Here is a 23,036-nt window from a genome sequence, read left to right as displayed (position 1 = left end):
CCGGACCTGAACCACAGGAAACATTCCTTTGAGAGTCATCGCCAGTTCTATTCGCAAGGGCAACGTCCTCGAGCAAGATGGGAAGCTTTACGTCGTCCTGTCGGCCGAAAACATCCATCCCGGCAAGGGAACCCCGGTCAGCCAGATCGAAATGCGCCGAATCAGCGACGGCGTGAAGATCTCGGAGCGCTACAAGACCACCGACCAGGTCGAAAAGGTCACCATCGAAGAGCGCAACTACACCTTCCTGTATGAAGACGGCGAAGGCTTCCACTTCATGGAGCCGGAATCCTTCGACCAGGTCCAGGTCGCCAAGGATGTCGTCGGCAACTCCGCACCGTATCTTCAGGAGAACATGGTGGTGAAGCTGTCGATGCACGACACCACCGCCGTTGCCATCACTTTGCCGCAACGCGCCACGCTCGAAGTCGTCGATACCGAGCCGGTCACCAAGGGCCAGACCGCGTCGTCCTCCTACAAGCCGGCCGTGCTGTCCAACGGCGTCCGCACCGCCGTCCCGCCGCACATCGGCACCGGCACTCGTATCGTCGTGCTGACCGAAGACGGCTCCTACGTCGAGCGCGCCAAGGACTAAGGCGCCTTCGCAGCGTCGCGATCGATCCAGGCCCGCCGTTCACCGGCGGGCCTTTTCGTTTCGAAAAGCCCTTGTTTGCCCTGTTGCCGCACCGCACTTGGCCGACCGCCTAAAATATCGCTAGATTTACCTCCTGCACGAAGTGGAGGCATTTCGCTTGAGCCGGGTGGCAGTCGGTCGAAAATATCGAAGACGGATAAGCGGCCTGCTGCTGGTGGCCGCCGTCACCGCCGCTCCGGCCAACGCCGAGGAGTTCGGCACGCCGACCTTGACGGCGCTTCGTATCGACTGGCGAGCCGCACTCGATCAGCTCCGCGCCGAACTGTCCCCCTATCCGGCGGTTGCCGCCGAATTCGTCTTCAGCGGCCGCCACGGCCTGCCCACCTATGACGCCCGCCGCATCCCGGCGCTGGTCCGCCTTAACGCCATCACGGGGCGGTTCTTCCCGCGCATCGAGCAAAGCCCGGTCCCTGCGCTGCTGCCGTTCGATGCCGCTGCCCTGCTGGGTGCCGACCCGGACCCGGCTGTCGACAGCGCCGCTGTGCCGGCCGTCCAGGGCAGCTTTCAAACCGCGATGTTCGATGCGGGACCAGCGGGTTACGATGCGATGTTCACGCTGGACGCAAACGCGGGCGGCGACCTTCCCCCGCGTGTCTTTACGCCGCCCGTCGAAGTCCAGATCACCGGCTCCAGGCTGATCTACGACATCACCGACCCGCTGGGCGGCAAGGGCGAGGCGGTCAAAGCGCTGGCCGCGCAATATCCGGACCTGCGCCGTTTCATCCGCGAAGGCTACGTCCGCTACGCGTTCACACGGTTTGGCGCCGCCTATGTGGTCTCGATCCAGTGCCTCGACTCCGTGCCGCGAGCGCGCCGCCTGGCGTGCCGCGAGGCCACTCCAGTCGCCGAGCACTTTCTCAGGACGTTGCATGTCGCCGGCGGCCGGCCTCAGCGTCCGCTGCGGGATATTCCAGCGACGGCGGCCGAGCGCCCCCTCACGCAATCGGACGGCTTCACCTACTGGCCAAGCGGCGAGATCATCCCGGGCTCCGGCTTCCGAAAGCAGGACGGCCGTCCCGACTCGACCGTGTACGCGCAGATCCGATTCCCGATCGAGAAGGCTCCGGCCTATGCGCGCTCGCAATCCTATTCGCCGCGCGCAGAGGACGGTGGGGCCAGCCCGTTCTCCTACCCATGGCGCGACAATTTCTGCGAGAGCCGCAGTTTCGGCGTCGGCCAGTGCGCTCTAGGCTATGGCCATCAGGGACAGGACATTCGTCCCTGCTCGTGCCTGCCTGACCAGCCGGACTGCGACGTCAAGCAGCAAGGTGTGGTTGCGGTGCGCGACGGCGTGGTGATCCGGGCGGCCAGGCAGCAGGCGGTGACGCTGCAGGTCAACACCGAACGCGAGCACATTCGTTTCCGTTACATGCACATGAACCCGAACCGGCTCGACGAGGATGGGGTCCTCGACGGCCGCCGGCTCGCCGAGGGCGAACGGTTCGGCGTCGTCAGCAACTACCTCGATTTCCCCAACGGCACTACGCGCCATCTCCACTTCGACGTCCAGGTGTTCACGCCGGACGGCTGGCTGTGGGTCAATCCCTACGCGACGCTGGTCGCCTCCTACGAACGCCTGATCGGTGGCCGCGGGCGCGATCTCACGCCTGCTCCTGCAACGCCAGCCGTCGCCCGCGCTGGGCCGAACGACGGCATGCCCTAAGAGCCGATCAGGTCGAAGCGTTCTCCGGCACGAACACCGTCACTGCCTTACGGAGCTGAGAGAACTGCGCCGGCGTGAACGTCACCAGTTCGCCATCGGCATTGACGGGCCGCGGTTTGCGGGTGCGGATTTCGAACGACGTCCCTCTGGCGGAGCGAACCTCGCGCCAAAGGCCGTGACGGCCGCGGCGAAAGTCGTAAGCCAGCGCGAGCAGCTTCCAGACCCTGCCGAACTCGAGCGAATACAGATCGAGCTGGCCGTCGTCGATTTCCGCGGTCTGTTCGACCGCCATGCCGCCGCCGTAGTAACGGCCATTGCCGACGGCGATCTGCATCGAGCGCACCAGCACCGAGCCGTCGTCCGAAACGATCGAGGCGCGGAACGGCCGGGCCTTGCCGAGTACTTTGGCCGCGGTGATCGCGTAACTGATACGTCCGAACCGGCGCTTGATCTCGCCGCTCAATTCGCGCGCAAGGTCGGCGCTGAGACCGACGCTGGCGACATTGAAGAACTTGTGTCCGTTGACGTCGCCGAGATCAATCTGCTTGCGATGCCCGGCCGCGATCACGTCGGCAGCTTTTTCCATGTCGAGCGGCAGGCCGAGCGAGCGCGCCAGGTCGTTGGCCGTGCCGGCGGGGATCACGCCGAGCGGCAGCTTGGTCTTCAGCAGCGCGTCCGCCACGGCATTCAGCGTGCCATCGCCGCCGGCGACGACCACCGCCTGCGCGCCCTCGGCATGCGCCTCGATCCACGGTCCGACTTCGTGCCGGCTGCACGGCGCGGACAAGACGAGGTCGAAGCCAGCTGAACTGAGGCGCGCTCCCGCGATGCCGATGGCCTGGGCGCCCGACCGGCTCCCAGGATTGACCACCACCAGCAGGCGGCGCGAAGACTCTGGTTTCGCGGTGCGCGGCGTCTCGGCCGAACCGACGTCCGGCGGCGCGTCTCGGTCAGGCGCAGTGAACTCTTGGAAGTCTTGCACGCAGCGGTGCTCCGGAAGGCCCCGTCGCCGAACATCCGGCGAATAGAGGGAGAGTGTGAATTGGCCTTACGAATTGGGCACGCGCCGTACCGGTGCAAGAGAATGTCGCGGGGCATTGTGCCGCGCCTGCGTGGGGGAACTTCTGCGTCGGTGCACGCCGAGCGTCTCCTCATCGACTTGCGTCCGTTTTGTCGGGGTCGCTAAAGCCGCTACACTGCGTCGATGAGCCCACTCGATTCCCGCTTCCGACCGTCCCGCCGCCGCCTGCTGCAATCGGCGCTGGGCGCGGCTGCGCTGCTGCCGTTCGCCGCCCACGCCGCGCCTGCCGGCTTCGACGAGTGGCGCGATGGGTTTCGCGCTCGCGCCCTTGCCAAGGGAATTTCGCCGCAGACCTGGGACCGCGTGATGAGCCGGCTGGAGCCGGACATGAGCGTGTTCAAGAATTTCCAGAAGCAGCCCGAGTTCAACGAGCAGCTTTGGCAATACATCAACCGCCGCGTGTCCGACTGGCGCATCATCAATGGCCGCGACGCGCTGAGGAAGAACGAAGCGCTGTTTGGGCGGATCGAACGCGATTTCGGCGTCGAGCGCGGGACGCTGCTGGCGCTGTGGGGCGTCGAGAGCGCCTATGGCGATCCGCTGGTGCAGCAAAACCACATGCGCCCGGTGTTTCCCTCGCTCGCCGCGCTCGCCTGGAACGAGCCGCGCCGCAAGGCCTATTGGGAAACCGAGCTGATCAACGCGCTGAAGATCGTCGACAAGGGCTGGTCGACGCCGGAGGAGATGCGCGGTTCGTGGGCCGGCGCCATGGGTCACACGCAATGGATGCCGGAAGTCTGGCTCAATGTCGGCATTGATTACGACCGCGATGGCCGCGTCTCGCCCTTCGGCAAGCCGGACGACGCGCTCGGCTCGACCGCGAAGTATCTGGTCAACCGCGGCAAGTATCATCGCGGCGAACATTGGGGCTACGAGGTGCGCGGCCCCGGCGGCGCAGTCAGCGGCAGCCGGTCCTATCTGGCGTGGTCGCGCTCCGGCGTCACGCGGGTGGACGGCGAGCCGTTCCCGGACCCGCAAGCCAGCGCCACGATGTGGGTGCCGGTCGCAGGCGGACCGCAATTCCTGCTCGGTCCAAATTTCTACGCGGTGCGCAGCTACAACCCGTCGATGAACTACGCGCTGGCGATCTGCCATCTCGGCGACCGCATCCTCGGCGCCGGCCCGTTCGCGCAGCCGTTCCCCGGCTCCGAGCGCGCGTTGACGCTCGCCGAAGTACAGGAAATGCAGACCCGCCTCACCCGCGCCGGCTTCGACACCGGCGGCACGGACGGCCGCGTCGGCAACGACACCATGAAGGCGGTGCGCGACTTCCAGACCCGAGCGGGCCTGTCGCCCGCCGACGGCTATGGCGGCCTCAAAGTGCTGGCGCGGCTTCGACAGGGCCTCTGATCTCCGATGCGACATCACTGGACGTGGCACAGACTGAAGACGCTGGCCCACGAGGAATGGCACGCGCTCGTCACCATCAATCCGAGCGACCGGCCCTGGCAGATGCCGGCCTCGGTCGCGCTCGCCGCCGGGCTGCCGATGCTGATCGGCGCTTACTTCGACCATCTCGACTACGGGCTGGTGTCGTCGCTCGGCGGCATGGCGTTTCTCTATCTGCCGCGCACGCCGCTGCATCATCGCATGGTGACGATGATGGCCTGCGCGTTCGGTTTTCTCGGCTGCTACGTGGTCGGGCTGGTGGTGCACCTGCTGCCGTTCCTGCTCGTGCCGGCGATCACTTTGACCGCCATCGTGGTGACGATGGTCTGCCGCTATTATCGGGTCGGACCACCCGGCAGCCTGTTCTTCGTGATGGCGGCGTCGATCGCCGCCTATACGCCGGGCGATCTCATGCAGTTGCCGCTGAAGGCGGGGCTGTTCGCACTGGGCAGCCTGCTGTCGACCCAGATCGCCTTCGTGTATTCGCTGATCGCGCTGCGCATCCGGACTCCGGCCCCGGTCGAGCCGCTGCAGCCGCTGGACTTCGATATCGTCGTCCTCGACTCGGTGCTGATCGGCGCTGCCGTGGGCGTTGCACTGGCGCTGGCCCAGGCGCTCCAGCTCGACCGGCCCTATTGGGTGCCGGTGAGCTGCCTCGCGGTGATTCAGGGCATGTCGGTGCGCGCGATCTGGAACCGGCAGCTCCACCGCATTCTCGGCACCTCGCTCGGCCTCGGCGTCGCGATCGTGCTGCTCTCGCTGCCGCTGGAGAAATGGAGCATCGCGCTCCTGATCATGACGCTGTCGTTCGTGATCGAGACCGCTGTCATCCGGCACTACGGCTTCGCGGTGATCTTCATCACGCCGCTGACGATCTTCCTCGCCGACGCCGCGACGCTCGGCCACGAGGCTCCGGGCGCGATCATCCAGGCCCGCTTCATCGACACTCTGCTCGGCTGCCTGATCGGCCTGATCGGCGGGATCCTGCTGCACAACGCGAGCTTCCGCAACCTGGTGCGACCGGCGGTCCGCTGGCTGACGCCGCTCGCGCTGCTGCCGCGGCGCAGCCCGCCGCCGTGACCGGATCGGCCGAAAGTCCGAATGCGGACGGCCGCCCGGCATGGGATACTCCCCGCCTCCACTTCATGTTCGGATTAGTCGCTGGATCGCGCCGTGACAGACGTACGCCCGCAGGCTGAAACCTTTCAGGCTCCGCTCGAGGAGATCGTGTGGAACACCGCCTTCCGCCGCGGCTTCGCCGAGGCGCGCTCCGGCCGCCTGCCGCGCTACGACGACGAGGTGATGTTTCAGGATGGGCTGGCGTGGGTCTACGAATGGGGCCGGCAATTCGCCATCCTGGCTCCTCCGGATCTGCCGCTGGTGCTGCCCGACGAAGGCGCGCTGAACCCGAAAGCCGTCGAGCTGTTTCGCGAGAAGATCATGCAGGGCGAGATCTGCACCTAGCGGCAGATCGAGAGGCTACCAGTCTTCCGTGCCCCTTCGCTTCCGAGCGCATTCCCGCGCCAGCCCCTCACGACAAAATCGCCAGATCAAGTCCGGCGATTTCGCATCCTGCAATGTCGAACGGGCGGCGGTCGATCAGCAAGCCGGGACGCCACCATCAGCATCCCGGCCTGCCATCTAAAGCTCAGGCCGCGCGCACTGTGTCGAGGAACCGGCCGACTTCCGTCCGCAACCGCGTGCTCTCCTGGGCCAGCGACTGCGCCGACGACAGTACTTGCGACGAGGCCGAGCCGGTTTCGGTCGCTCCGCGCTGCACGTCGATGACGTTCGACGACACCTGCTGGGTGCCCTGCGCCGCCTGCTGGACGTTGCGCGAAATCTCCTGTGTGGCGGCGCCCTGCTCTTCGACAGCGGCCGCAATGGTGGAGGCAATCTCGGACAACTGCTCGATCGTGCCGGTGATCTGCTTGATCGCGGTCACCGAGTCGTTGGTGGCGGCCTGGATGCCGGAGATCTGCTGACTGATTTCACCGGTCGCCTTCGCGGTCTGCTCGGCGAGCGCCTTGACTTCCGACGCCACCACCGCGAAGCCGCGTCCTGCCTCGCCCGCACGGGCGGCCTCGATGGTCGCATTGAGCGCCAGCAGATTGGTCTGGCCTGCAATGGTGTTGATCAGTTCGATGATGTCGCCGATGCGGGTCGCCGCCTTCGACAATTCGCTGACGCGATCGTCGGTGCTGCGCGCCTGATTGACGGCATCCGCCGCGATGCGGGCGGACTCCTGCACCTGCCGGCTGATCTCGCTGATCGACGAACTCAGTTCTTCCGTCGCCGAAGCGACCGACTGCACGTTGGTCGAGGCTTCCTCCGAAGCCGCCGCCACCGTCGAGCTGAGATGCTGGGCGCGTTCCGCCGAACTCGTCAGCGTTGTCGCGGAGGCTTCCAGCTCGGTGGACGCGGACGACACGGTATTGACGATCTCGCCGACCGCGGCTTCGAAGCCGTTCGCCATTTTCATCATCTCGGCCTTGCGCTGCTCGACCTGACGACGCTCCGCTTCCTGCTGCTCGGCTTCGAGCTGGCGGACACGGATCGCGTTGTCCTTGAACACCTGCACCGCCATGGCCATCTTGCCGATTTCGTCGCGACGATTGGCGTGCGGCACATCGACCGTCAGATCGTTTTGGGCCAGCCGCCCCATCGCTCCTGTCATATCGACGATGCCGCGGGTGACAGCCCGACCGAGGAACAGCAGGCCGGCGACGATCACGACGATCATGACGACGGCGCTGGCGATAATCGCGGTGTAGGACGAGGACAGCGCGGCTGCCGACGCCTCGGCGCGCACCGACAGCAGCGAAGCTTCTGCATCGACGAGGTCACGAACATGAGCGCGGATGGTGTCCATCGCCTTCTTACCCGCCCCCGACGTCTCGAGAGCCCGGGCCTCGTTCACCGTCTGCGGATTTTTCATCAACGCGATTTCGCGCTCGGCGACGGTGCTGCGCCAGTCGGCGGCGGAAGCCGCTATCTGATCGAGTCGCTTCTGCTGGGCGGGATTGTCCGACGTCAGCCGTTTGGTTTCGTCCCAGGAGCTTTTGAACAGCTTGTCGGAAGCCCGATAGGGCTCGAGAAATTTGTCTTCGCCGCTGATCAGGTAGCCGCGGACACCGGTCTCGCCGTCGACCATCGCGGCGACGATCGCCTTGGCATGATCCATGACCTTGTAGGTGTGCGTGGTCATGTCGTTGTTCTGTGCAAGGACCGCCAGATTGCGGGCGATCAGAGCGTTTGCGGCGATCGAAATCAACGCGATCAGGGACAGGATGCCCGCAAGCTTGTAGGACGTCTTCAAGTTCAACAGCGACGAGAACATCGTTCTTATTCTTTCCTTCTGGAGAGCGGAGCAAGACCTTCCGAACACGTTCGCGCCGGCCGACAGGGCATTAACCGCACCGGACTTCCGTCGAGTCAGTGAGAGCGTGATTTGATAATCAGTTCAACTTCGTGGGAGTCGAAGCCATTGTGCGTGGATCAAGATCCGCGCTTTCTCCTCCAGCTCCCGTCTCGCAGCGGTAGATTCACATGCAGCGAAGAAATAATTAGTAAACGACTTGGAACTTTTCAGAATATCGACGTGATGATTACTTGCGATTGCGTTACGCGGATCGACTCAACCAAATAATCGTGAATTAGCTAGGATAACTACGAGGGTTCGCTTATCGCGAGTTGAGATGCTGATGAGCATTCGTGATTCGGCATCCGCAACTACAACCACCGATCCGATGCCGCCCTGGTAGATCTACGAGTACAGAGAGCGGTCGGCAAAGCGCGAAGCGAATCACGCAGGATCGCCAAACCGCAGCGGAGGTCGCATCGATCCGCGACTACCCGCGGGCTATCTGATCATCGTCGGACCGGGATCCGGCACCGCGACATCGATCACCCGGAGCTGCACCCGCTCGGCGCCCTGCCAGCGGTCGACCGACAGGCAGCCGGCGACGTGGAGCGACTGGCCACGGTTCTCGATGAGCGCCTGGCCGAGCTTCTGGCCGATGCTCCGAAACGCGATGCCGTTGACGATCGCACCATCGCCGGACTTGAAGCGCAGCCGCAGATGCGCCTGTCCGACTTCGTCGGCATAGACCAGCTGATGCGCCGGCAGCGCGATGATCGGCTCGGGATTGCCAGCACCGAACGGACCGGCGCGGTTCAGCGTGGCGGCGAACTCCGGCGTGACGCCGCGCGCCGACACCGCGCCATCGATCGACAACTCGTTGACGTGCCGCGACTTGGCGACATCGCCAGCCAGAGAGGTCTCCAGCCAGCCGCGGAATTCGGCGAGCCGCTCCTTGCGCAGCGTGACGCCGGCGGCCATCGCGTGGCCGCCACCCTTGATCAGGATGCCTTCGTTGACCGCCTGCCGCACCGCGCGGCCGAGATCGACACCGCCGATCGAACGGCCCGAGCCGGTGCCGATGCCGCCCGGCTCCAGCGCGATCGCGAAGGCCGGCCGACCGAATTTCTCCTTCAACCGCGAGGCCACGAGACCGACCACGCCCGGGTGCCACCCCTCGGACGCGGTAACGATCACCGCGCCCTTGTCCTCGAGGCCGAGCGAGGCGATCGCCTCGGCCTCGGCCTGCGCTTCGGCCTGCTGTTCGATCACCCGGCGCTCGGTGTTGAGCCGATCGAGTTCGGCCGCGATCCGCGCCGCCTCCGAGACATCGCCTTCGAGCAGCAACCGGACGCCGAGATCGGCGCGGCCGATCCGTCCGCCGGCATTGATCCGCGGCCCGAGCATGAAGCCGAGATGCCAGACTTCCGGCGGCCCGTTGAGCCGCGCCACATCCATCAGCGCGGTGTGACCGACATGATCACGCCGGCGCAGCGCGATCAGTCCCTTGGCGACGAAAGCGCGGTTGAGCCCGATCAGCGGCGCGACGTCGGCGACGGTGCCGAGCGCGACGTGATGCAGCATGTCCAACAGGTTCGGCTCCGGCCGCTCGACGCTCCAGAAGCCGCGATGCCGCAGTTCGCGATTGACCGCGACCAACGTCATCAGCACCAGGCCGACGGCCGCGAGATGACCTAGGCCGGATAGATCGTCAGGCCGGTTCGGGTTGATCAGGGCGTCAACCTCGGGCAGCTCGTCGGCGGTCTGGTGATGATCGATCACCACCACGCTCATGCCGAGCCGCCGCGCCTCGGCCAGCGGCTCGAGACTCGTGGTGCCGCAGTCGACGGTGACCAGCAGCGTCGCCCCCTTCTCGGCCAGTCCGCGAATGGCGTCGACGTTCGGGCCGTAGCCTTCAAAGATGCGGTCGGGAATGTGGATCAGCGGATCGAGCCCGCAATGCCGCAGATGCCAGGCGAGCAGCGCCGACGAGGTCGCGCCGTCGACGTCGTAGTCGCCGAAGATCGCCACCTTCTCCCGCCGCGTCGCGGCATCGGCGATGCGCTTGGCGCCCGCTTCCATCTGCGTCACCGTCGATGGATCGGGCATCAGCTTGCGGATGGTCGGATCGAGGAAATCGGGCACCGCGTCGATTTCGACGCCCCGCCCCGCAATCACCCGCGCCAGCATCTCGGGCAATTGATAACGCTGCGCGATCGCCTGCGCCTTCGCCGTGCCGCGCGCATCCAGCCGATCGCGCCACAGCTTGCCGGTGGCCGAGCGTGTCACGCCGAGAAACGCCGACACCGGTTCAGGCGGCAATGCGGATGCGGGAAGCGTCATGGTGAGGGCAGATAAGCACGAAGTCGGCGCAGGGCAAACAGCCAGGAAGGCTGCGGGGAACGCCACTGCCCGTCATTGCGAGCGAAGCCAAGCAATCCAGCTTCGTGCACTGAGCTGGATTGCTTCGCTCCGCTCGCAATGACGGAGAGGATTGACCGTATTGCGGATCAGCAGCCCAGCGCTTCGGCGACGCCGTTGAGGTCCTTGGCCACGATCGTCCAGTCGCCGGTCGCCTCGAAGTCGAGCTTCTGCAGCGGCCCGTATTCGGTAGGACGCGGAATGAACGCAGTCTTGAGCCCGAGCTTCTGCGCCGCGGCGAGGTCGTTGTTGTGGGCGGCGACCATCATCACCTGCTCGGGCTGCAGGTTGAGCAGCCGCGCCGCGCCGAGATAGGTCTCGGGATCTGGCTTGTAGTGGCCGAACACGTCGCCACCAAGAATCAGATCCCACGGCAGCCCGGCATTCTTAGCCATCCGCGTCAGCAGCCCGACATTGCCGTTCGACAGCGGGCTGATGATGAATTTCGACTTCAGCCGCGTCAGCCCGGAGATGACGTCCGGCCACGGCTTCAGCCGATGCCACCCGGTGGTGATGTAGTTGAGATCGCCGTCCGAGAGATTCTTCAAGCCGAACTGCGGCGCGAGTTGCTCCAGCGAGCGGCGGTGCAGATCGTCGAGCTTGATGAAGCCCCGCGCCGGGTTCTTCCGCACCTCGTCCATCGACGGCACATAGGCCTGTCGCCATGCGTCGACCAGCCCTGTCCAGTCGCCGCTGAGGCCGCGCGTCGCGGACCAGGCCGTGAAGTCATTGATCAAGCTTGTGCGCCAGTCGACCACGGTGCCGAACACGTCGAAAATCAGGGCCTGCACGTTTGTCGCTTCGGCTCTTGCGGCCATTGTTTCTCTCCCTCACCAAATCGTCTCGGGCTCAAGCCGCCGAGCCGCCCGGCCTCATGGTGACGAGCGCGTGTCTGCGCGCGCGTCTCGAACCAAGAGCTTCGTCCTGCCCCTTCAAGACACGACCGAAGCCGGCCGCTGCTCAGGATGTGGTCTGCGCTCGCGTCAATCCGAACCACGCGGAACAACGAACTACAAAACCTTCCGATACTGCATGAAGCCGGAATCGTCGGCGATGCGATCGTACAGTAGACGCGCGGTCGTGTTGCCGGGCTGAGTCAGCCAGTGCACCCGGCTGCAGCCGTCGGCCTTGGCGCGCTCGTACACCGCTTCGATCAGCTTGCGGCCGAGGCCGAGGCCGCGCGCGCTGTTGTCCACGAACAGGTCCTGCAGATAGCAGTAGTTGCCGACCGTCCAGCTCGAGCGGTGATACAGGAACTGCACGATCCCGGTGAGCTTGCCATCGACATAGGCGCCGAGCAGATACATCGGCTCGGCAGGATCGTGGAAGCGCGCCCAGGTGACGTCATCGGTCCCGGGCGGGAGTGTGGACTTGTAGAAAGTGAGGTAGCCCGCCCACAGCGGCTCCCAGGCGGCCCGTTCGTCGGCGCCGACCGGACGGATCTCGACAGCCATGGGCGCTCTCCTTAATCGAGGTGGAACTTCTCGAACTGGCGGTGGTCGGCCTTGATGTAGCGGACGGTGCCGGTCACAGAACGCATCACCACGGTCTCGGTCTGGATCACGTCCTTGCGGAACTTGACGCCGGACAGCAGCGAGCCGTCGGTGACGCCGGTCGCGGCGAACAGGCAGTCGCCCTTCACCATGTCCTCGATCTGGTACACGAAGTTCGGATCCTCGATGCCCATCGACTCGGCGCGGTTGCGCTTGGAATGAGTGTCGAGCAGCAGCCGGCACTGCATCTGGCCGCCGATGCAGCGCAGCGCCGCCGCGGCCAGCACGCCTTCCGGCGCGCCGCCGGTGCCCATGTAGATATCGACGCCGGTGTTCTCCGGATCGGCGCAGTGGATCACGCCGGCAACGTCGCCGTCGGTGATCAGCTGCACGCCGGCGCCGGTGGCGCGGATCTTGGCGATCAGTTCGGCATGGCGCGGGCGGTCGAGCACCAGCACGGTGATGCCATGAGTCGGCACACCCTTGGCCTGCGCCAGGCGGTGGATGTTGTCTTCTGGCGGCGCATCGATGTCGATCACGTTCTTGTCGTAGCCCGGGCCGATCGCGATCTTCTGCATGTAGACGTCGGGCGCGTGCAGCAGCGTGCCGCCTTCGGCCATCGCCATGGTGGCGATCGAGCCCGGCATGTTCTTGGCGCACAGCGTGGTGCCTTCGAGCGGATCGACCGCGATATCGACCTTCGGTCCGCCGTTGATTCCGGCACCGACCTTCTCGCCGATGAACAGCATCGGGGCTTCGTCGCGCTCACCCTCGCCGATCACGATCGTGCCTTCGATCGGCATCTTGTTGAGCTCGCGGCGCATCGCGTCCACCGCGGCCTGGTCGGCGCCCTTCTCGTTGCCGTGGCCGCGCAGACGAGCCGCCGACACCGCCGCACGCTCCGTCACGCGCACGATCTCGAGCGTCAGAATGCGCTCCAGCAACAATTGCGGCGGAACGGAAATGGTGGTCGACATGTCAGCCCTCTCCTCAAACTCAGCCCGCGCCACAGCGGCGCGGCTACACGATATCCCCGGCGTCTAGTTCTTCTCGATGCGGATGACCTGCGGCCGACCGCTGATCACCTTGTCCTTCTGCACGGCCTGCAGCGCGCGGCGCACCGCGTCCTCGCTGGTCGCATAGGTGATCAGGATCACCGGCACTGGCCCGGCCTTGCCCGGCTTGCCGCTGGCGTCCAGCGCCCGCACCGGCTGCCGCTGCACGATCGATTCGATCGAGATGTCCTGCTCGGCCAGCCGCGTGGCGATCGTCGCCGCGGTCCCGGCATGGTCACGGGCCAGCAGCCGCAGATAATAGCCGCCTTCGTGGCGCTGCATCGGCGCCTTGCTGATCGCGGCGAGCTTGGCCACCGGCCTGCCGAACGGCTCGGCGCGAATGCCGCGCGCGACGTCGGCGATGTCGGCGACCACCGCCGAGGCGGTCGCGGCCGAACCGGCGCCGGCGCCAACCAGCGTGATCGGCGCAATGCCGTCGCCGTCGATCGACACCGCGTTGGTGACGCCCATCACCTGCGCGATCGACGAGGTCTTCGGCACCATGGTCGGATGCACGCGCTGCTCGATCCCCTTGGCGGTGCGCACCGCGACGCCGAGCAGCTTGACCCGGTAGCCGAGATCGTCGGCCGCACGGAGATCTTCCGGCGTGATCGAGCGGATGCCTTCGACGTAAACCGAACTCTCCGACACCTTGGTGCCGAATGCGAGGCTGGCGAGGATCGACAGCTTCTGCGCGGTGTCGTGGCCGTCGATGTCGAAAGTCGGATCGGCTTCGGCATAGCCGAGCCGCTGCGCGTCGGCGAGGCAGTCGTCGAACGACAGCCCCTCCTGCTCCATGCGGGTCAGGATGTAATTGCAGGTGCCGTTGAGAATGCCATAGACGCGGTCGATGTCGGTGCCGGCAAGGCCCTCGCGCAGCGTCTTGATCACCGGGATCGCGGCGCCGACGGCGGCTTCATAGTTGAGCGCAACCTGGTGCTTCTCGGCGAGCCCGGCGAGCTTGAGGCCGTGCTTGGCAATCAGCGCCTTGTTGGCGGTGACGACCGACTTGCCGGCGGCGAGCGCCGCCTCGATCGCCGGGCCGGCCGGATCGCCGGCGCCGCCGATCAGCTCGACAAAGCAATCGACATTGGGATCGGTCGCGATCGCCAGCGGGCTCTTGGCCCAGGTGATGCCGCGCAGGTCGAGCCCACGCTTCTTGGTCTTCGACCGGGCGGTGACGGCGACCACGCGGATCGGCCGTCCGCAGCGCGCTTCCAGCGTGCGCTGCTGCCGTTCGATGACGCGGACCACTTCGGCGCCGACAGTGCCGAGACCCGCAATACCCACTCTGAGCGCGTTCATCGGGCGCCGAACCTGTCGTCTGTATCTGCTGAGAAACGGAGGCCGGCGAACGCGGCCTCCGGGGAACCTGGCCCCTATCGCCGGTTGGCGAGAGGCACCACGTTGTGCAACGTTTCGACGCCGCTTTCAAGGAAGCGCCGGACGCCGCGCGCCGCCTGGCGGATGCGCTGCTCGTTTTCCACCATGGCGATGCGGACGTAGCCCTCGCCGTGCTCGCCGAAGGCGACGCCGGGCGACACCACGACGCCGGATTTCTCCACCATCAGGGTAGCGAACTGCATGCTGCCCAGTTCGCGGAAAGCCGGCGGCAGCGGCGCCCAAGCGAACATCGAGGCGGACGGCGGCGGGATTTCCCAGCCGGCGCGGCCGAAGCTCTCGACCAGCGCGTCGCGGCGCTTCTTGTAGGTCTCGCGCATTTCCTTGATGCAGTCGTCCGGGCCGTTCAGCGCCGCAGTGGCGGCGACCTGAACCGGGGTGAACGCGCCGTAATCGAGATACGATTTCACCCGCGCCAAGGCGGCGATGATGCGCTCGTTGCCGACCGCGAAGCCCATCCGCCAGCCGGCCATCGAGAACGTCTTCGACATCGAGGTGAACTCGACGGTGACGTCCATCGCGCCCGGCACCTGCAGCACCGACGGCGGCGGGTTGGCGTCGTCGAAATAGACTTCCGCGTAAGCCAGATCCGACAGGATCATGATCTCGTGCTTCTTCGCGAACGCGACCAGATCCTTGTAGAAATCGAGGCTGGCCACATAGGCCGTCGGGTTCGACGGATAGCAGGCGATCAGCGCGATCGGCTTGGGGATCGAGTGAATGATCGCGCGTTCAGCCGCCGCGAAGAACTCCGGGGTCGGCTCCGACGGCACCGAGCGGATCACGCCGCCCGCCATCAGGAAGCCGAAGGCGTGGATCGGGTAGCTCGGATTCGGGCACAACACGACGTCGCCGGGCGCGGTGATCGCCTGGGCGACGTTGGCGAAGCCTTCCTTGGAGCCCAGGGTGGCCACCACCTGGGTGTCCGGGTTCAGCTTCACGCCGAACCGGCGCTCGTAATAGGCCGCCTGGGCCTTGCGAAGGCCGGTGATGCCACGCGACGCGGAGTAGCGGTCGGTGCGGGGCTTGCCGAGTGTTTCTTTGAGTTTCTCGAGCACGTGGGGCGGCGCCGGCAGGTCCGGGTTGCCCATGCCCATATCGATGATGTCGGCCCCGGCGTTCCGCGCGGCCGCCTTGGCCCGGTTGACCTGCTCGAACACGTAAGGCGGCAAACGGCGGATACGGTAGAATTCTTCCATGGTCCTCGACTCCGGGGTGCGGCAGGATCGTTACCGCGTTCTTGATCGGAGGGGAATCCGATTCAGCCGCAGAAACGCTCCCAATGGCACGATTTTGCGGCGGACCAGGTCGAGGACGGTGTTTGTGGTGCGCCGGCCTGCGAACGGTGACCCGCCACCGCCGCCGTTCGTGCACCGGCGACGCTGACGACTATTTGGCGGCCGCCGGCTTGGCGGCCGCGGTGCTAGCGTTCGCGTTCGCCTGACGTTCGCGGGCAGCGATCAATTCCTGCTCGATCTTGTTGCGCTCGGCCGGGGCCAGCACAGCTTCATCCCGGTTGGCGGGCAGATCGTTGACGGCCGGGAAGCCTTCGGCGTCCTTCGGCTTCTCGGCCTTTTCGCTACCGCCAAGCATAGGCATGTCGGACAGCGAGATCGAGCAGCCGCCGAGCCCAAGGCCGCCCAGCGCGGCCAGCAACGCGGCCGTGACGAACACGCCGCGGCCCTGCGCCTGCACACCCCGTCGAACGGGGATCGGCCGCATGGACATCGCTCTCTGTCTCGTCACCCGCAAAACGCCATCCCCGACATCAAGCGGCGGCGACCTGCCGCACGCTCACGCACTAAATCGTCACATAGCCGAACCCGCAGCGCCGTAAAACCTTATTCCAGCGGCAAGCTCACCAACAGCACGCCGAGTCAGTGAGATGCCAATGTGGCTAAATCAAGCGCAAATTGTCGCAGTGCAGCACATCGAATCCAGCGACGTTTACCGAACTATGTCATCATCGGCGGACTGAAGACAAAAACGTGTAAGACATTCGATCAGGGATGAAGCGTCCACCGATGAGCGACATGCTACCAGAAACAGCGACCGCGAAGAAGTTCGATCCGGAGGCATTCGCGCGCAATCTGGCGCAGGCGATGGAAACCGGCGGCCAGGCCCTGGCGACGATACTCAAGCCCCGCGAGCCGGCGAACGGCGGTCAGCCCCCGGCCGAATTGACCGAAATGGTGAAGACCCTCACCCGTGTCGCCGAGTACTGGACCTCCGACCAGACCCGCGCGGCGGAACTGCAGACCAAGCTCGGCAAGTCCTATCTGGAGCTTTGGAGCGCCGCGTCGCGCAAGCTGTCCGGCGAGAAGGTCGAGCCGACGATCGAGCCGCCCCCGCGCGACAAGCGCTTCGCCGATCCGTCCTGGCGCTCCAACCAGTTCTACGAATTCTTGATGCAGGCCTATCTGCTGACCTCGCAGTGGGCCAACGAGCTGGTCGAAAAGGCCGACGGCCTCGATCCGCACACCAGGAAGAAGGCGGCGTTCTATATCCAGCAGATCACCAACGCCCTGGCGCCGTCCAACTTCGTGGCGACCAGCCCGGAGCTGACGCGGACCACGCTGGAGAACAACGGCGATAACCTCGTGCGCGGCATGAAGATGCTGGCGGAGGACATCGTCGCCGGCAAAGGCCATCTCAAGATCCGGCAGTCCGACCCGAGCAATCTGGAAGTTGGCGTCAACATCGCGACGACGCCCGGCAAGGTGATCTTCCAGAACGAGATCATGCAGCTGATCCAGTACACGCCGTCCACCGAGACGGTGCTGCGGACGCCGCTGCTGATCGTGCCGCCGTGGATCAACAAGTTCTACATCCTCGACCTCAAGCCGGAAAAGTCGTTCATCAAGTTCTGCGTCGACCAGGGCCTGACGGTGTTCGTGATCTCCTGGGTCAACCCGGACAAGAGCCTCGGCGACAAGAGCTTCGCCGACTACATGAAGCTCGGTCCACTGGCCGCGATGGACGTGGTCGAGAAAGTCACCGGCGAGTTGAAGGTGCACACCATCGGCTATTGCGTCGGCGGCACCCTGCTCGCCTCGACGCTGGCCTGGCTCGCCGAGCGGCGTCGCCAGCGCGTCACCTCGGCGACGTTCCTCACGACGCAGGTCGACTTCACCCATGCGGGCGACCTCACCGTGTTCGTCGACGAGGAACAGATCTCGGCGCTGGAGCGCGACATGCGCACCACCGGCGTGCTCGAAGGCGCCAAGATGGCGATGGCCTTCAACATGCTGCGGCCGAACGACCTGATCTGGTCCTACGTCGTCAACAACTATCTGAAGGGGCAGCCGCCCGCGGCGTTCGACCTGCTGCACTGGAATTCCGACGCCACGCGGATGCCGGCGGCGAACCACTCCTACTATCTGCGCAACTGCTATCTCGACAACAAGCTGTCGGCCGGCACCATGGTGCTCGACGACACCCAGCTCGATCTCGCCAAGGTCAAGGTGCCGATCTACAACCTCGCCACCCGCGAGGATCACATCGCGCCGGCGGAGTCCGTGCTGTACGGCTCGCAGTTCTTCGGCGGACCGGTGAAATACGTGCTGTCCGGCTCCGGCCACATCGCCGGCGTGATCAATCCACCGATGGCCAACAAGTATCAGTACTGGACCAACGAGAACATTCACGTCGGCTCGGTCGCCGAATGGCTGAAGGGCGCGCAGGAGCACAAAGGCTCGTGGTGGCCGGACTGGCGGGCGTGGATCGAGCAGTTCGATGCCGAGCGCGTCCCTGCCCGCGCGACCGGCACCGAAGTCTTCCCGCCGATCGAAGACGCGCCGGGCAGCTACGTCCGGGTGCGGTCTTAACCAGAACCGAGGTCTCGTTCGCGGCCGAGCGCCGCGGACGTGTTGTCGCAGCCGTCTAGACGGCAGCCCGGCGCTGCACATCTCCTCCGACAACCAGGAGGTGACGATGACGAAGCGTGAGGCGATTTTCCCGGCCGGACGACAGGCGCTCTACGAGATGCACCGCTATTCCGCCGCTGTTCGCTCCGGCGATCTGCTTTTCGTCTCCGGGCAGGTCGGCAGCCGTGAGGACGGTTCGCCCGAGCCGGACTTTGCCAAGCAGGTCCGGCTCGCCTTCGACAATCTCGCGGCGGTTCTGAAGGCGGCCGGCTGCAGTTTCGACGACATTATCGACGTCACTTCCTTCCACACTGATCCCGAGCGACAGTTCGAGACCGTGCTCGCCGCCAAGGACGCAGCGTTCCCCACCAAGCCTTACCCGAGTTGGACCGCCGTCGGCGTGAATTGGCTCGCCGGCTTCGAATTCGAGATCAAGGTGACGGCGCGCATCCCCTAGTCTGGGCCACGTCGCCTCTCAGACCGCGGAAATCCAGGCCAGCACCAGCGCGAAGCCGGCCAGCCCCACGGTGACGTGGGTGCCGAGCAGTACGTTTGCGGCCACCGGCGAGCGGCGGGCCAGCGCGGCGATGAAGCCGGAGAACGCCGAGACGGCAAACAGCCCGGCTGCGACCTTGCCGAACGACAGGCTGCCCGCCGCGGTCGCGCCGTCCGGCGTGCCGTGCAGCAACATCACCAGCGTCTCCAGCCCGCCGAAGCCGAGCAAGAGATGCAGCGCGACCAGGCCCTGCTTGCGCTCGCCGCGCAGATACAACAGCCCGAGATACAGACCGAGCGCCGTCGCCGCGCTCAGGATCACCAGAACCGGCGTCGCCGTCATGCCGCCTCCGAAACAATCGCCATGAAAGAACGTGATCTAAGCACGGCGGCGGAACATTGAGAACACCGCGAACGGGGCATTCCGGCGCGAGCGCAAGCTCCCGAACCCGAAATCCGATCCGTCTGCGCGCCACAGACAGGACGCGGCGACCCGGGATTGCGGGTTTGCGCTTCGCGCACCTCAGAATGACGACGCCCTGGGCGCGCGAAGCGCGCGATGGGCGCACCATCGCCCTGCCCTAGGCCACTGACTTCGCGTGGGTCAGCTTCTCGACCTTGCGGATGTGCTCGACGGCGTCGTGGGCGGCCTGGCTGTGGGTGAACAGCTCCAGCTCCTCGGTCTCGTGCTCGTCCACCGGCGTGATCGCGGGGTCCGTGTAGCCGGCACGGTTCGGATCGGCCAGAATCTTGCGGCGCAGCCCGTCGATCCACAGCCAGTGCCGCAAATTCTGGCCGAGCTTGAACGCGGTGCCGAACACCAGCTTCGGATAGAACAGCCACGGCGACTCCGCCGGCAGCGTCGGCCGGCGGTCGCGCCGGTATTTGAGGCGCAGGATGCCACCCTGCAGCGGATGCACCCGCTCGACCTTCACCATCGACGAAAACAGGAAGATCATCGACGCCAGCCGCGACACACCACCGCCCGTGGCCGCGGTGCGGCGCAGCAGCCGTTCGATGTGCTCGGCGGAGTAGTACAGATCCCATGCCTTGAAGTACGTGCCCTGCCACTCGTCCCGGCTCATCCGCGGATGCGCCGTGACAGCGTGCTCGATATCGAAGCGGTTGAGATCGGCATCCATCGGCGCGCCTTCTTGAAACAGGCGCTGATGATCCTCGGAACCGGGCAACGGCGTCAGGCAGAAGAATTCGAGGATGTCGAGCGGCAGCTCCTTCTGGATAATGGCGATGTCCTCCGCGATGCTCTCCGGCGTGTCGTGCGGAAAGCCGAGGATGTAGCCCGCATAGGTGATCACCCCGGCCCGCTTCCACGCCTGCAGCATCTGGCGATATTCGGTAATCTTGTTCTGCCGCTTCTTCGCCGAAGCGAGATTGTCCGGATTGATGCTCTCCAGCCCGAGAAACGTCCGCACCACGCCGGCCGCTCGGGCCTTTTCGATGAAGCCGTCAAGCTTGTGGCAGAGCGTATCGACCTGGATCACCAGCTTGATGTCCTTCTGGCCGGTCGCAGCGAATTCGCGTCGCAGGGCCGCCAGGCGATCCAGGATCAGCTCCCAGTCCTTGTTGCGGGCGAAATTGTCGTCGGTCATGAAAAACCAGTTGACGCCCTGCGCCATGTTGGCGCGCACCAGCCGCTCGATATCGTCGGCACTGCGGCCGCGCGACTTGCGGCCCTGCACGTTGATGATGGTACAGAACGAGCACTGATACGGACAGCCGCGCCCGGCATCGAACGAGGTCTGCAGGCTGAACGTGCCCTTGAGATATTTGCGCGGCAGCAGCGGCGTCGGGGTGCCTTCCAGCGACGGCAGATCGTTCAGATAGTTGTAAATCGGCTGCAGCCGGCCGGCTGCCGCATCGTGCAGCAGGTCGTCGCAACGCCCCTCCAGCTCGCCGGCATAGAGCGTAACGCCGAGATCGAGCGCCTGCTGCAGATCGCTCTGGATGCCCGGCAGCATCGCGACGCAGCCGGACACGTGAAAGCCGCCGATCGCCACCGGCACGCCCGCTGCGCGCAGCGGCCGCGCGATGTCCAGCGCCCGCGGAAACTGGTTGGACTGCACGCCGACTAGGAAGACGAGGCCAAAGAAGTCGTGTCCGCGGAAGCGCTCGATGATCTGCGGAATCCGCGTGCGGGTGTTGATCTCGTCGGCCGCTGTGATGTCGATCTCGACGTCGTCACCGAGTGCCCGGCGCTGCCGCGAGTCCTCGACCAAGCTGTACACCACCGCCAGCGAGTTCGACGGAATGAAAGAGCGCGCCCACTGGATGACGTAGCCGTCGTCGTCGTAGTGCGACGGCTTGATCAGCGCGACCTGAAATCGCTTTGCTGCGCGAGAGTCCGGGTCCACCTTCACGAACGGCTGCGATACCACCATGGCACGTCCCCCAACGAGCAATCCGGCACAGTACGATGCCGTGCAGGACATCGTCCGGCACAGCTTGGCGCAAGGCGTAGCGTATTAGCAAGTTAGACAGGGGACGTGAGCTGGAGTGATCAGTGCAACGCCATAGAGCTGGTATCAGGCAACTCGCTGCGCGGTGACATGCAGGATCTCGGTCGGCTGATTGTCGTAGCCGATATCCTGATTGGCCTCGATCGCCAGCGATGCCCATGCGCCGGCGTCGCGATAGCGCTCGCGGAGCCAGACTTCCGACGGGTAGTTGTAATAGCGCGCGAGCTTGTCGCGCCCCTCGCCCTCGCCGGACTTGTAGCTGGCATAGAACAAGCCGCCTGGCTTGAGCGCCCGCCAGATCCGGGCCAGCACGCCGCCGAGTTCGTCGCGTGGGACGTGCAGCAGACAGGCATTGGCCCAGACGCCATCGTACAATCCGACGTCATCGAGCTGGTGAAACAGCAGCGTCTCGACATCACGGCCGAGCCGCTGCGCCGCCTGCGCGGCCATTTGCGGCGAGCCGTCGGTCGGCCGCACCGCGAAGCCCTGCGCGATCATATGCGCCGAGTCCGCACCGGCGCCGCAGCCGAGTTCGAGGATCGACCCACCCGGCGGCAGCCGTTCAAGGAACTGGTTGAGGCGGACGTGACGGTGTTTGCTCCACGCCGCGTAGTCGGCGGCGTTGCCCTGGTAGAACGCGAGCGTGTCGGAATCGAATGCGTTGGTCATGCGAGGTACCTAGTTGGACTCGCTGCTATCCGGCAGGCCGAGCATCAGCCGCATGTTCTGCACCGCAGCGCCGGATGCCCCCTTGCCGAGATTGTCGAGCCGCGCCACCAGCACGGCCTGATGCTGCGCGTCGCTGCCGAACACGTAGAGTTCGAGCTTGTTGGTCTCGTTCAACGCTTCCGGCTCGATCCGGCCGCCGACATTCGCCGCGCTGTCGAGCGGCGCGACCGACACATAATTGCCACCGGCGTAGCGATCAGACAGCGCCTTGTGCAGATCGGCGACCGAAGGCTTGCCGGGCAGCGTATCGAGATGCAGCGGCACCGACACCAGCATGCCCTGCCGGAAATTGCCGACCGACGGGATGAAGATCGGCCGCCGCGTCAGCTTCGAATACAACCGCGTCTCGGCCAGATGCTTGTGCGCGAGGCCGAGGCCGTAGAGTTCGAATGCCGGCGCGGTTCCGGCCTCATAGGCCGCGATCATCGACTTGCCGCCGCCCGAATAGCCGCTGACGGCATTGATCGACACCGGGTAGTCGGCCGGGATCAGCCCAGAGTCGACCAGCGGCCGCAGCAGCGCGATCGATCCGGTCGGATAGCAGCCCGGATTCGAAACCTTGCGCGCGGCGCGGATCTTGTCCGCCTGGTCCGGCGCCAGTTCGGCGAAACCGTACACCCAGTCCGGCGCGACACGGAATGCGGTCGAGGCGTCCAGCACCTTCGGCGCGTCCGCACCCATGCCGTCGATCACCGCGACGGTTTCCTTCGCGGCATCGTCCGGCAGGCACAGGATGACAAGATCGACCTCGGCCATCAGCGCCCGCTTGGCTGCGGGGTCCTTGCGCTTGTCCTCGGCGATGTCCTTGACCACGACCTGGCCATGGCGCGCCAGCCGCTCGCGGATGCCGAGCCCGGTGGTGCCGGCGGCGCCGTCGATGAACACGGCCGGTTTGCCGGTGGCGGCGGCCTTGGTGGTCGTGGTATCCGTCAGGGTCATCTCGGGTTCCT

20 protein-coding genes are annotated in these 23,036 nt (G+C 65.6%); 7 read left to right on the top strand and 13 right to left on the bottom strand.

Features of this window, described 5'->3' with window-relative positions:
* Positions 1–28: 28 nt before the first annotated feature.
* On the top strand, positions 29–595 hold the full coding sequence (gene efp / locus ACFFJ6_RS19845) for an elongation factor P (protein WP_054161581.1): 567 nt from the start codon (positions 29–31) through the stop codon (positions 593–595).
* Between the two features lie 157 nt (positions 596–752).
* A complete protein-coding gene (locus ACFFJ6_RS19840; RefSeq protein WP_378391032.1) occupies positions 753–2,318 on the top strand; it encodes a M23 family metallopeptidase in 1,566 nt (521 codons plus the stop codon).
* A gap of 7 nt (positions 2,319–2,325) precedes the next feature.
* Here the strand turns inward: ACFFJ6_RS19840 and ACFFJ6_RS19835 are convergent, their stop codons facing one another.
* Entirely contained in the window at positions 2,326–3,300 is a 975-nt protein-coding gene (locus ACFFJ6_RS19835; protein WP_378391030.1) for a lipid kinase, read from the bottom strand.
* A gap of 222 nt (positions 3,301–3,522) precedes the next feature.
* Here ACFFJ6_RS19835 and ACFFJ6_RS19830 point away from each other — a divergent pair, with 222 nt between their 5' ends.
* The 3 genes from ACFFJ6_RS19830 to ACFFJ6_RS19820 all read left to right on the top strand — a co-directional run bounded on the left by ACFFJ6_RS19830 (position 3,523) and on the right by ACFFJ6_RS19820 (position 6,252).
* Positions 3,523–4,749 (top strand): lytic murein transglycosylase, encoded by a 1,227-nt coding sequence (locus tag ACFFJ6_RS19830; RefSeq protein ID WP_378391028.1) that lies wholly within the window; start codon positions 3,523–3,525, stop codon positions 4,747–4,749.
* Between the two features lie 6 nt (positions 4,750–4,755).
* Complete coding sequence (locus ACFFJ6_RS19825) at positions 4,756–5,868, top strand: FUSC family protein (RefSeq protein ID WP_378391026.1); 1,113 nt, start codon at positions 4,756–4,758, stop codon at positions 5,866–5,868.
* A gap of 93 nt (positions 5,869–5,961) precedes the next feature.
* Positions 5,962–6,252, top strand: coding sequence for a hypothetical protein (locus ACFFJ6_RS19820; protein WP_378391024.1), 291 nt, complete (start codon positions 5,962–5,964; stop codon positions 6,250–6,252).
* Between the two features lie 184 nt (positions 6,253–6,436).
* Here ACFFJ6_RS19820 and ACFFJ6_RS19815 read toward each other — a convergent pair whose 3' ends face one another.
* From ACFFJ6_RS19815 to ACFFJ6_RS19780, 8 genes are all read right to left on the bottom strand, one after another.
* Positions 6,437–8,128 carry a methyl-accepting chemotaxis protein gene (locus tag ACFFJ6_RS19815; protein WP_378391022.1) on the bottom strand — a complete coding sequence of 564 codons (1,692 nt, stop codon included), beginning with the start codon at positions 8,126–8,128 and terminating at the stop codon, positions 6,437–6,439.
* Positions 8,129–8,650: 522 nt separating this feature from the next.
* Complete coding sequence (gene recJ / locus ACFFJ6_RS19810) at positions 8,651–10,492, bottom strand: single-stranded-DNA-specific exonuclease RecJ (protein WP_378391019.1); 1,842 nt, start codon at positions 10,490–10,492, stop codon at positions 8,651–8,653.
* A gap of 167 nt (positions 10,493–10,659) precedes the next feature.
* The gene (locus tag ACFFJ6_RS19805) at positions 10,660–11,388 is read right to left on the bottom strand and encodes a haloacid dehalogenase type II (RefSeq protein ID WP_378391017.1); all 729 of its coding nucleotides are present in this window, start codon (positions 11,386–11,388) and stop codon (positions 10,660–10,662) included.
* A 192-nt stretch (positions 11,389–11,580) separates the two neighbouring features.
* Positions 11,581–12,024 (bottom strand): GNAT family N-acetyltransferase, encoded by a 444-nt coding sequence (locus ACFFJ6_RS19800; protein ID WP_378391015.1) that lies wholly within the window; start codon positions 12,022–12,024, stop codon positions 11,581–11,583.
* Between the two features lie 11 nt (positions 12,025–12,035).
* Positions 12,036–13,040, bottom strand: coding sequence for a class II fructose-bisphosphatase (gene glpX / locus ACFFJ6_RS19795; RefSeq protein WP_378391013.1), 1,005 nt, complete (start codon positions 13,038–13,040; stop codon positions 12,036–12,038).
* A gap of 63 nt (positions 13,041–13,103) precedes the next feature.
* On the bottom strand, positions 13,104–14,423 hold the full coding sequence (locus tag ACFFJ6_RS19790) for a homoserine dehydrogenase (RefSeq protein ID WP_378391011.1): 1,320 nt from the start codon (positions 14,421–14,423) through the stop codon (positions 13,104–13,106).
* Positions 14,424–14,497: 74 nt separating this feature from the next.
* On the bottom strand, positions 14,498–15,718 hold the full coding sequence (locus ACFFJ6_RS19785) for an LL-diaminopimelate aminotransferase (RefSeq protein WP_378391009.1): 1,221 nt from the start codon (positions 15,716–15,718) through the stop codon (positions 14,498–14,500).
* 190 nt (positions 15,719–15,908) lie between these two features.
* On the bottom strand, positions 15,909–16,214 hold the full coding sequence (locus ACFFJ6_RS19780) for a hypothetical protein (protein WP_378391007.1): 306 nt from the start codon (positions 16,212–16,214) through the stop codon (positions 15,909–15,911).
* 329 nt (positions 16,215–16,543) lie between these two features.
* Between ACFFJ6_RS19780 and phaC the strand changes: the two genes are divergently transcribed.
* Complete coding sequence (gene phaC, locus ACFFJ6_RS19775) at positions 16,544–18,346, top strand: class I poly(R)-hydroxyalkanoic acid synthase (protein ID WP_378392221.1); 1,803 nt, start codon at positions 16,544–16,546, stop codon at positions 18,344–18,346.
* Between the two features lie 106 nt (positions 18,347–18,452).
* The gene (locus tag ACFFJ6_RS19770; RefSeq protein ID WP_378391005.1) at positions 18,453–18,842 is read left to right on the top strand and encodes a RidA family protein; all 390 of its coding nucleotides are present in this window, start codon (positions 18,453–18,455) and stop codon (positions 18,840–18,842) included.
* A gap of 18 nt (positions 18,843–18,860) precedes the next feature.
* Here ACFFJ6_RS19770 and ACFFJ6_RS19765 read toward each other — a convergent pair whose 3' ends face one another.
* The 4 genes from ACFFJ6_RS19765 to argC all read right to left on the bottom strand — a co-directional run bounded on the left by ACFFJ6_RS19765 (position 18,861) and on the right by argC (position 23,025).
* Positions 18,861–19,223, bottom strand: a complete 363-nt coding sequence (locus ACFFJ6_RS19765) for a hypothetical protein (RefSeq protein WP_378391003.1) — start codon at positions 19,221–19,223, stop codon at positions 18,861–18,863.
* 238 nt (positions 19,224–19,461) lie between these two features.
* Positions 19,462–21,279: a B12-binding domain-containing radical SAM protein gene (locus ACFFJ6_RS19760; protein ID WP_378391000.1), complete on the bottom strand. Its 1,818-nt coding sequence runs from the start codon at positions 21,277–21,279 to the stop codon at positions 19,462–19,464.
* 144 nt (positions 21,280–21,423) lie between these two features.
* The gene (locus ACFFJ6_RS19755) at positions 21,424–22,026 is read right to left on the bottom strand and encodes a class I SAM-dependent methyltransferase (protein WP_378390998.1); all 603 of its coding nucleotides are present in this window, start codon (positions 22,024–22,026) and stop codon (positions 21,424–21,426) included.
* Between the two features lie 9 nt (positions 22,027–22,035).
* Positions 22,036–23,025, bottom strand: a complete 990-nt coding sequence (gene argC, locus ACFFJ6_RS19750) for an N-acetyl-gamma-glutamyl-phosphate reductase (protein WP_378390996.1) — start codon at positions 23,023–23,025, stop codon at positions 22,036–22,038.
* Positions 23,026–23,036: the final 11 nt, after the last annotated feature.

Source organism: Rhodopseudomonas telluris (genome assembly GCF_042432815.1).
In the GTDB taxonomy this organism is placed as follows: Bacteria; Pseudomonadota; Alphaproteobacteria; order Rhizobiales; family Xanthobacteraceae; genus Rhodopseudomonas; species Rhodopseudomonas telluris.
The sequence above is the reverse complement of the archived record's forward strand: the minus strand, read 5'-3'. Positions and strand labels throughout refer to the sequence as shown.

What these genes read in the sequence shown, in the direction of transcription:
- ACFFJ6_RS19830 (WP_378391028.1), top strand. Translation starts at nt 3,523, where the DNA reads ATGAGCCCACTCGATTCCCGCTTCCGACCGTCCCGCCGCCGCCTGCTG.
- ACFFJ6_RS19825 (WP_378391026.1), top strand. Translation starts at nt 4,756, where the DNA reads ATGCGACATCACTGGACGTGGCACAGACTGAAGACGCTGGCCCACGAG.
- ACFFJ6_RS19815 (WP_378391022.1), bottom strand. Translation starts at nt 8,128, where the DNA reads ATGTTCTCGTCGCTGTTGAACTTGAAGACGTCCTACAAGCTTGCGGGC.
- recJ (WP_378391019.1), bottom strand. Translation starts at nt 10,492, where the DNA reads ATGACGCTTCCCGCATCCGCATTGCCGCCTGAACCGGTGTCGGCGTTT.
- ACFFJ6_RS19805 (WP_378391017.1), bottom strand. Translation starts at nt 11,388, where the DNA reads ATGGCCGCAAGAGCCGAAGCGACAAACGTGCAGGCCCTGATTTTCGAC.
- ACFFJ6_RS19800 (WP_378391015.1), bottom strand. Translation starts at nt 12,024, where the DNA reads ATGGCTGTCGAGATCCGTCCGGTCGGCGCCGACGAACGGGCCGCCTGG.
- glpX (WP_378391013.1), bottom strand. Translation starts at nt 13,040, where the DNA reads ATGTCGACCACCATTTCCGTTCCGCCGCAATTGTTGCTGGAGCGCATT.
- ACFFJ6_RS19790 (WP_378391011.1), bottom strand. Translation starts at nt 14,423, where the DNA reads ATGAACGCGCTCAGAGTGGGTATTGCGGGTCTCGGCACTGTCGGCGCC.
- ACFFJ6_RS19785 (WP_378391009.1), bottom strand. Translation starts at nt 15,718, where the DNA reads ATGGAAGAATTCTACCGTATCCGCCGTTTGCCGCCTTACGTGTTCGAG.
- phaC (WP_378392221.1), top strand. Translation starts at nt 16,544, where the DNA reads ATGAGCGACATGCTACCAGAAACAGCGACCGCGAAGAAGTTCGATCCG.
- ACFFJ6_RS19770 (WP_378391005.1), top strand. Translation starts at nt 18,453, where the DNA reads ATGACGAAGCGTGAGGCGATTTTCCCGGCCGGACGACAGGCGCTCTAC.
- ACFFJ6_RS19765 (WP_378391003.1), bottom strand. Translation starts at nt 19,223, where the DNA reads ATGACGGCGACGCCGGTTCTGGTGATCCTGAGCGCGGCGACGGCGCTC.
- ACFFJ6_RS19760 (WP_378391000.1), bottom strand. Translation starts at nt 21,279, where the DNA reads ATGGTGGTATCGCAGCCGTTCGTGAAGGTGGACCCGGACTCTCGCGCA.
- ACFFJ6_RS19755 (WP_378390998.1), bottom strand. Translation starts at nt 22,026, where the DNA reads ATGACCAACGCATTCGATTCCGACACGCTCGCGTTCTACCAGGGCAAC.
- argC (WP_378390996.1), bottom strand. Translation starts at nt 23,025, where the DNA reads ATGACCCTGACGGATACCACGACCACCAAGGCCGCCGCCACCGGCAAA.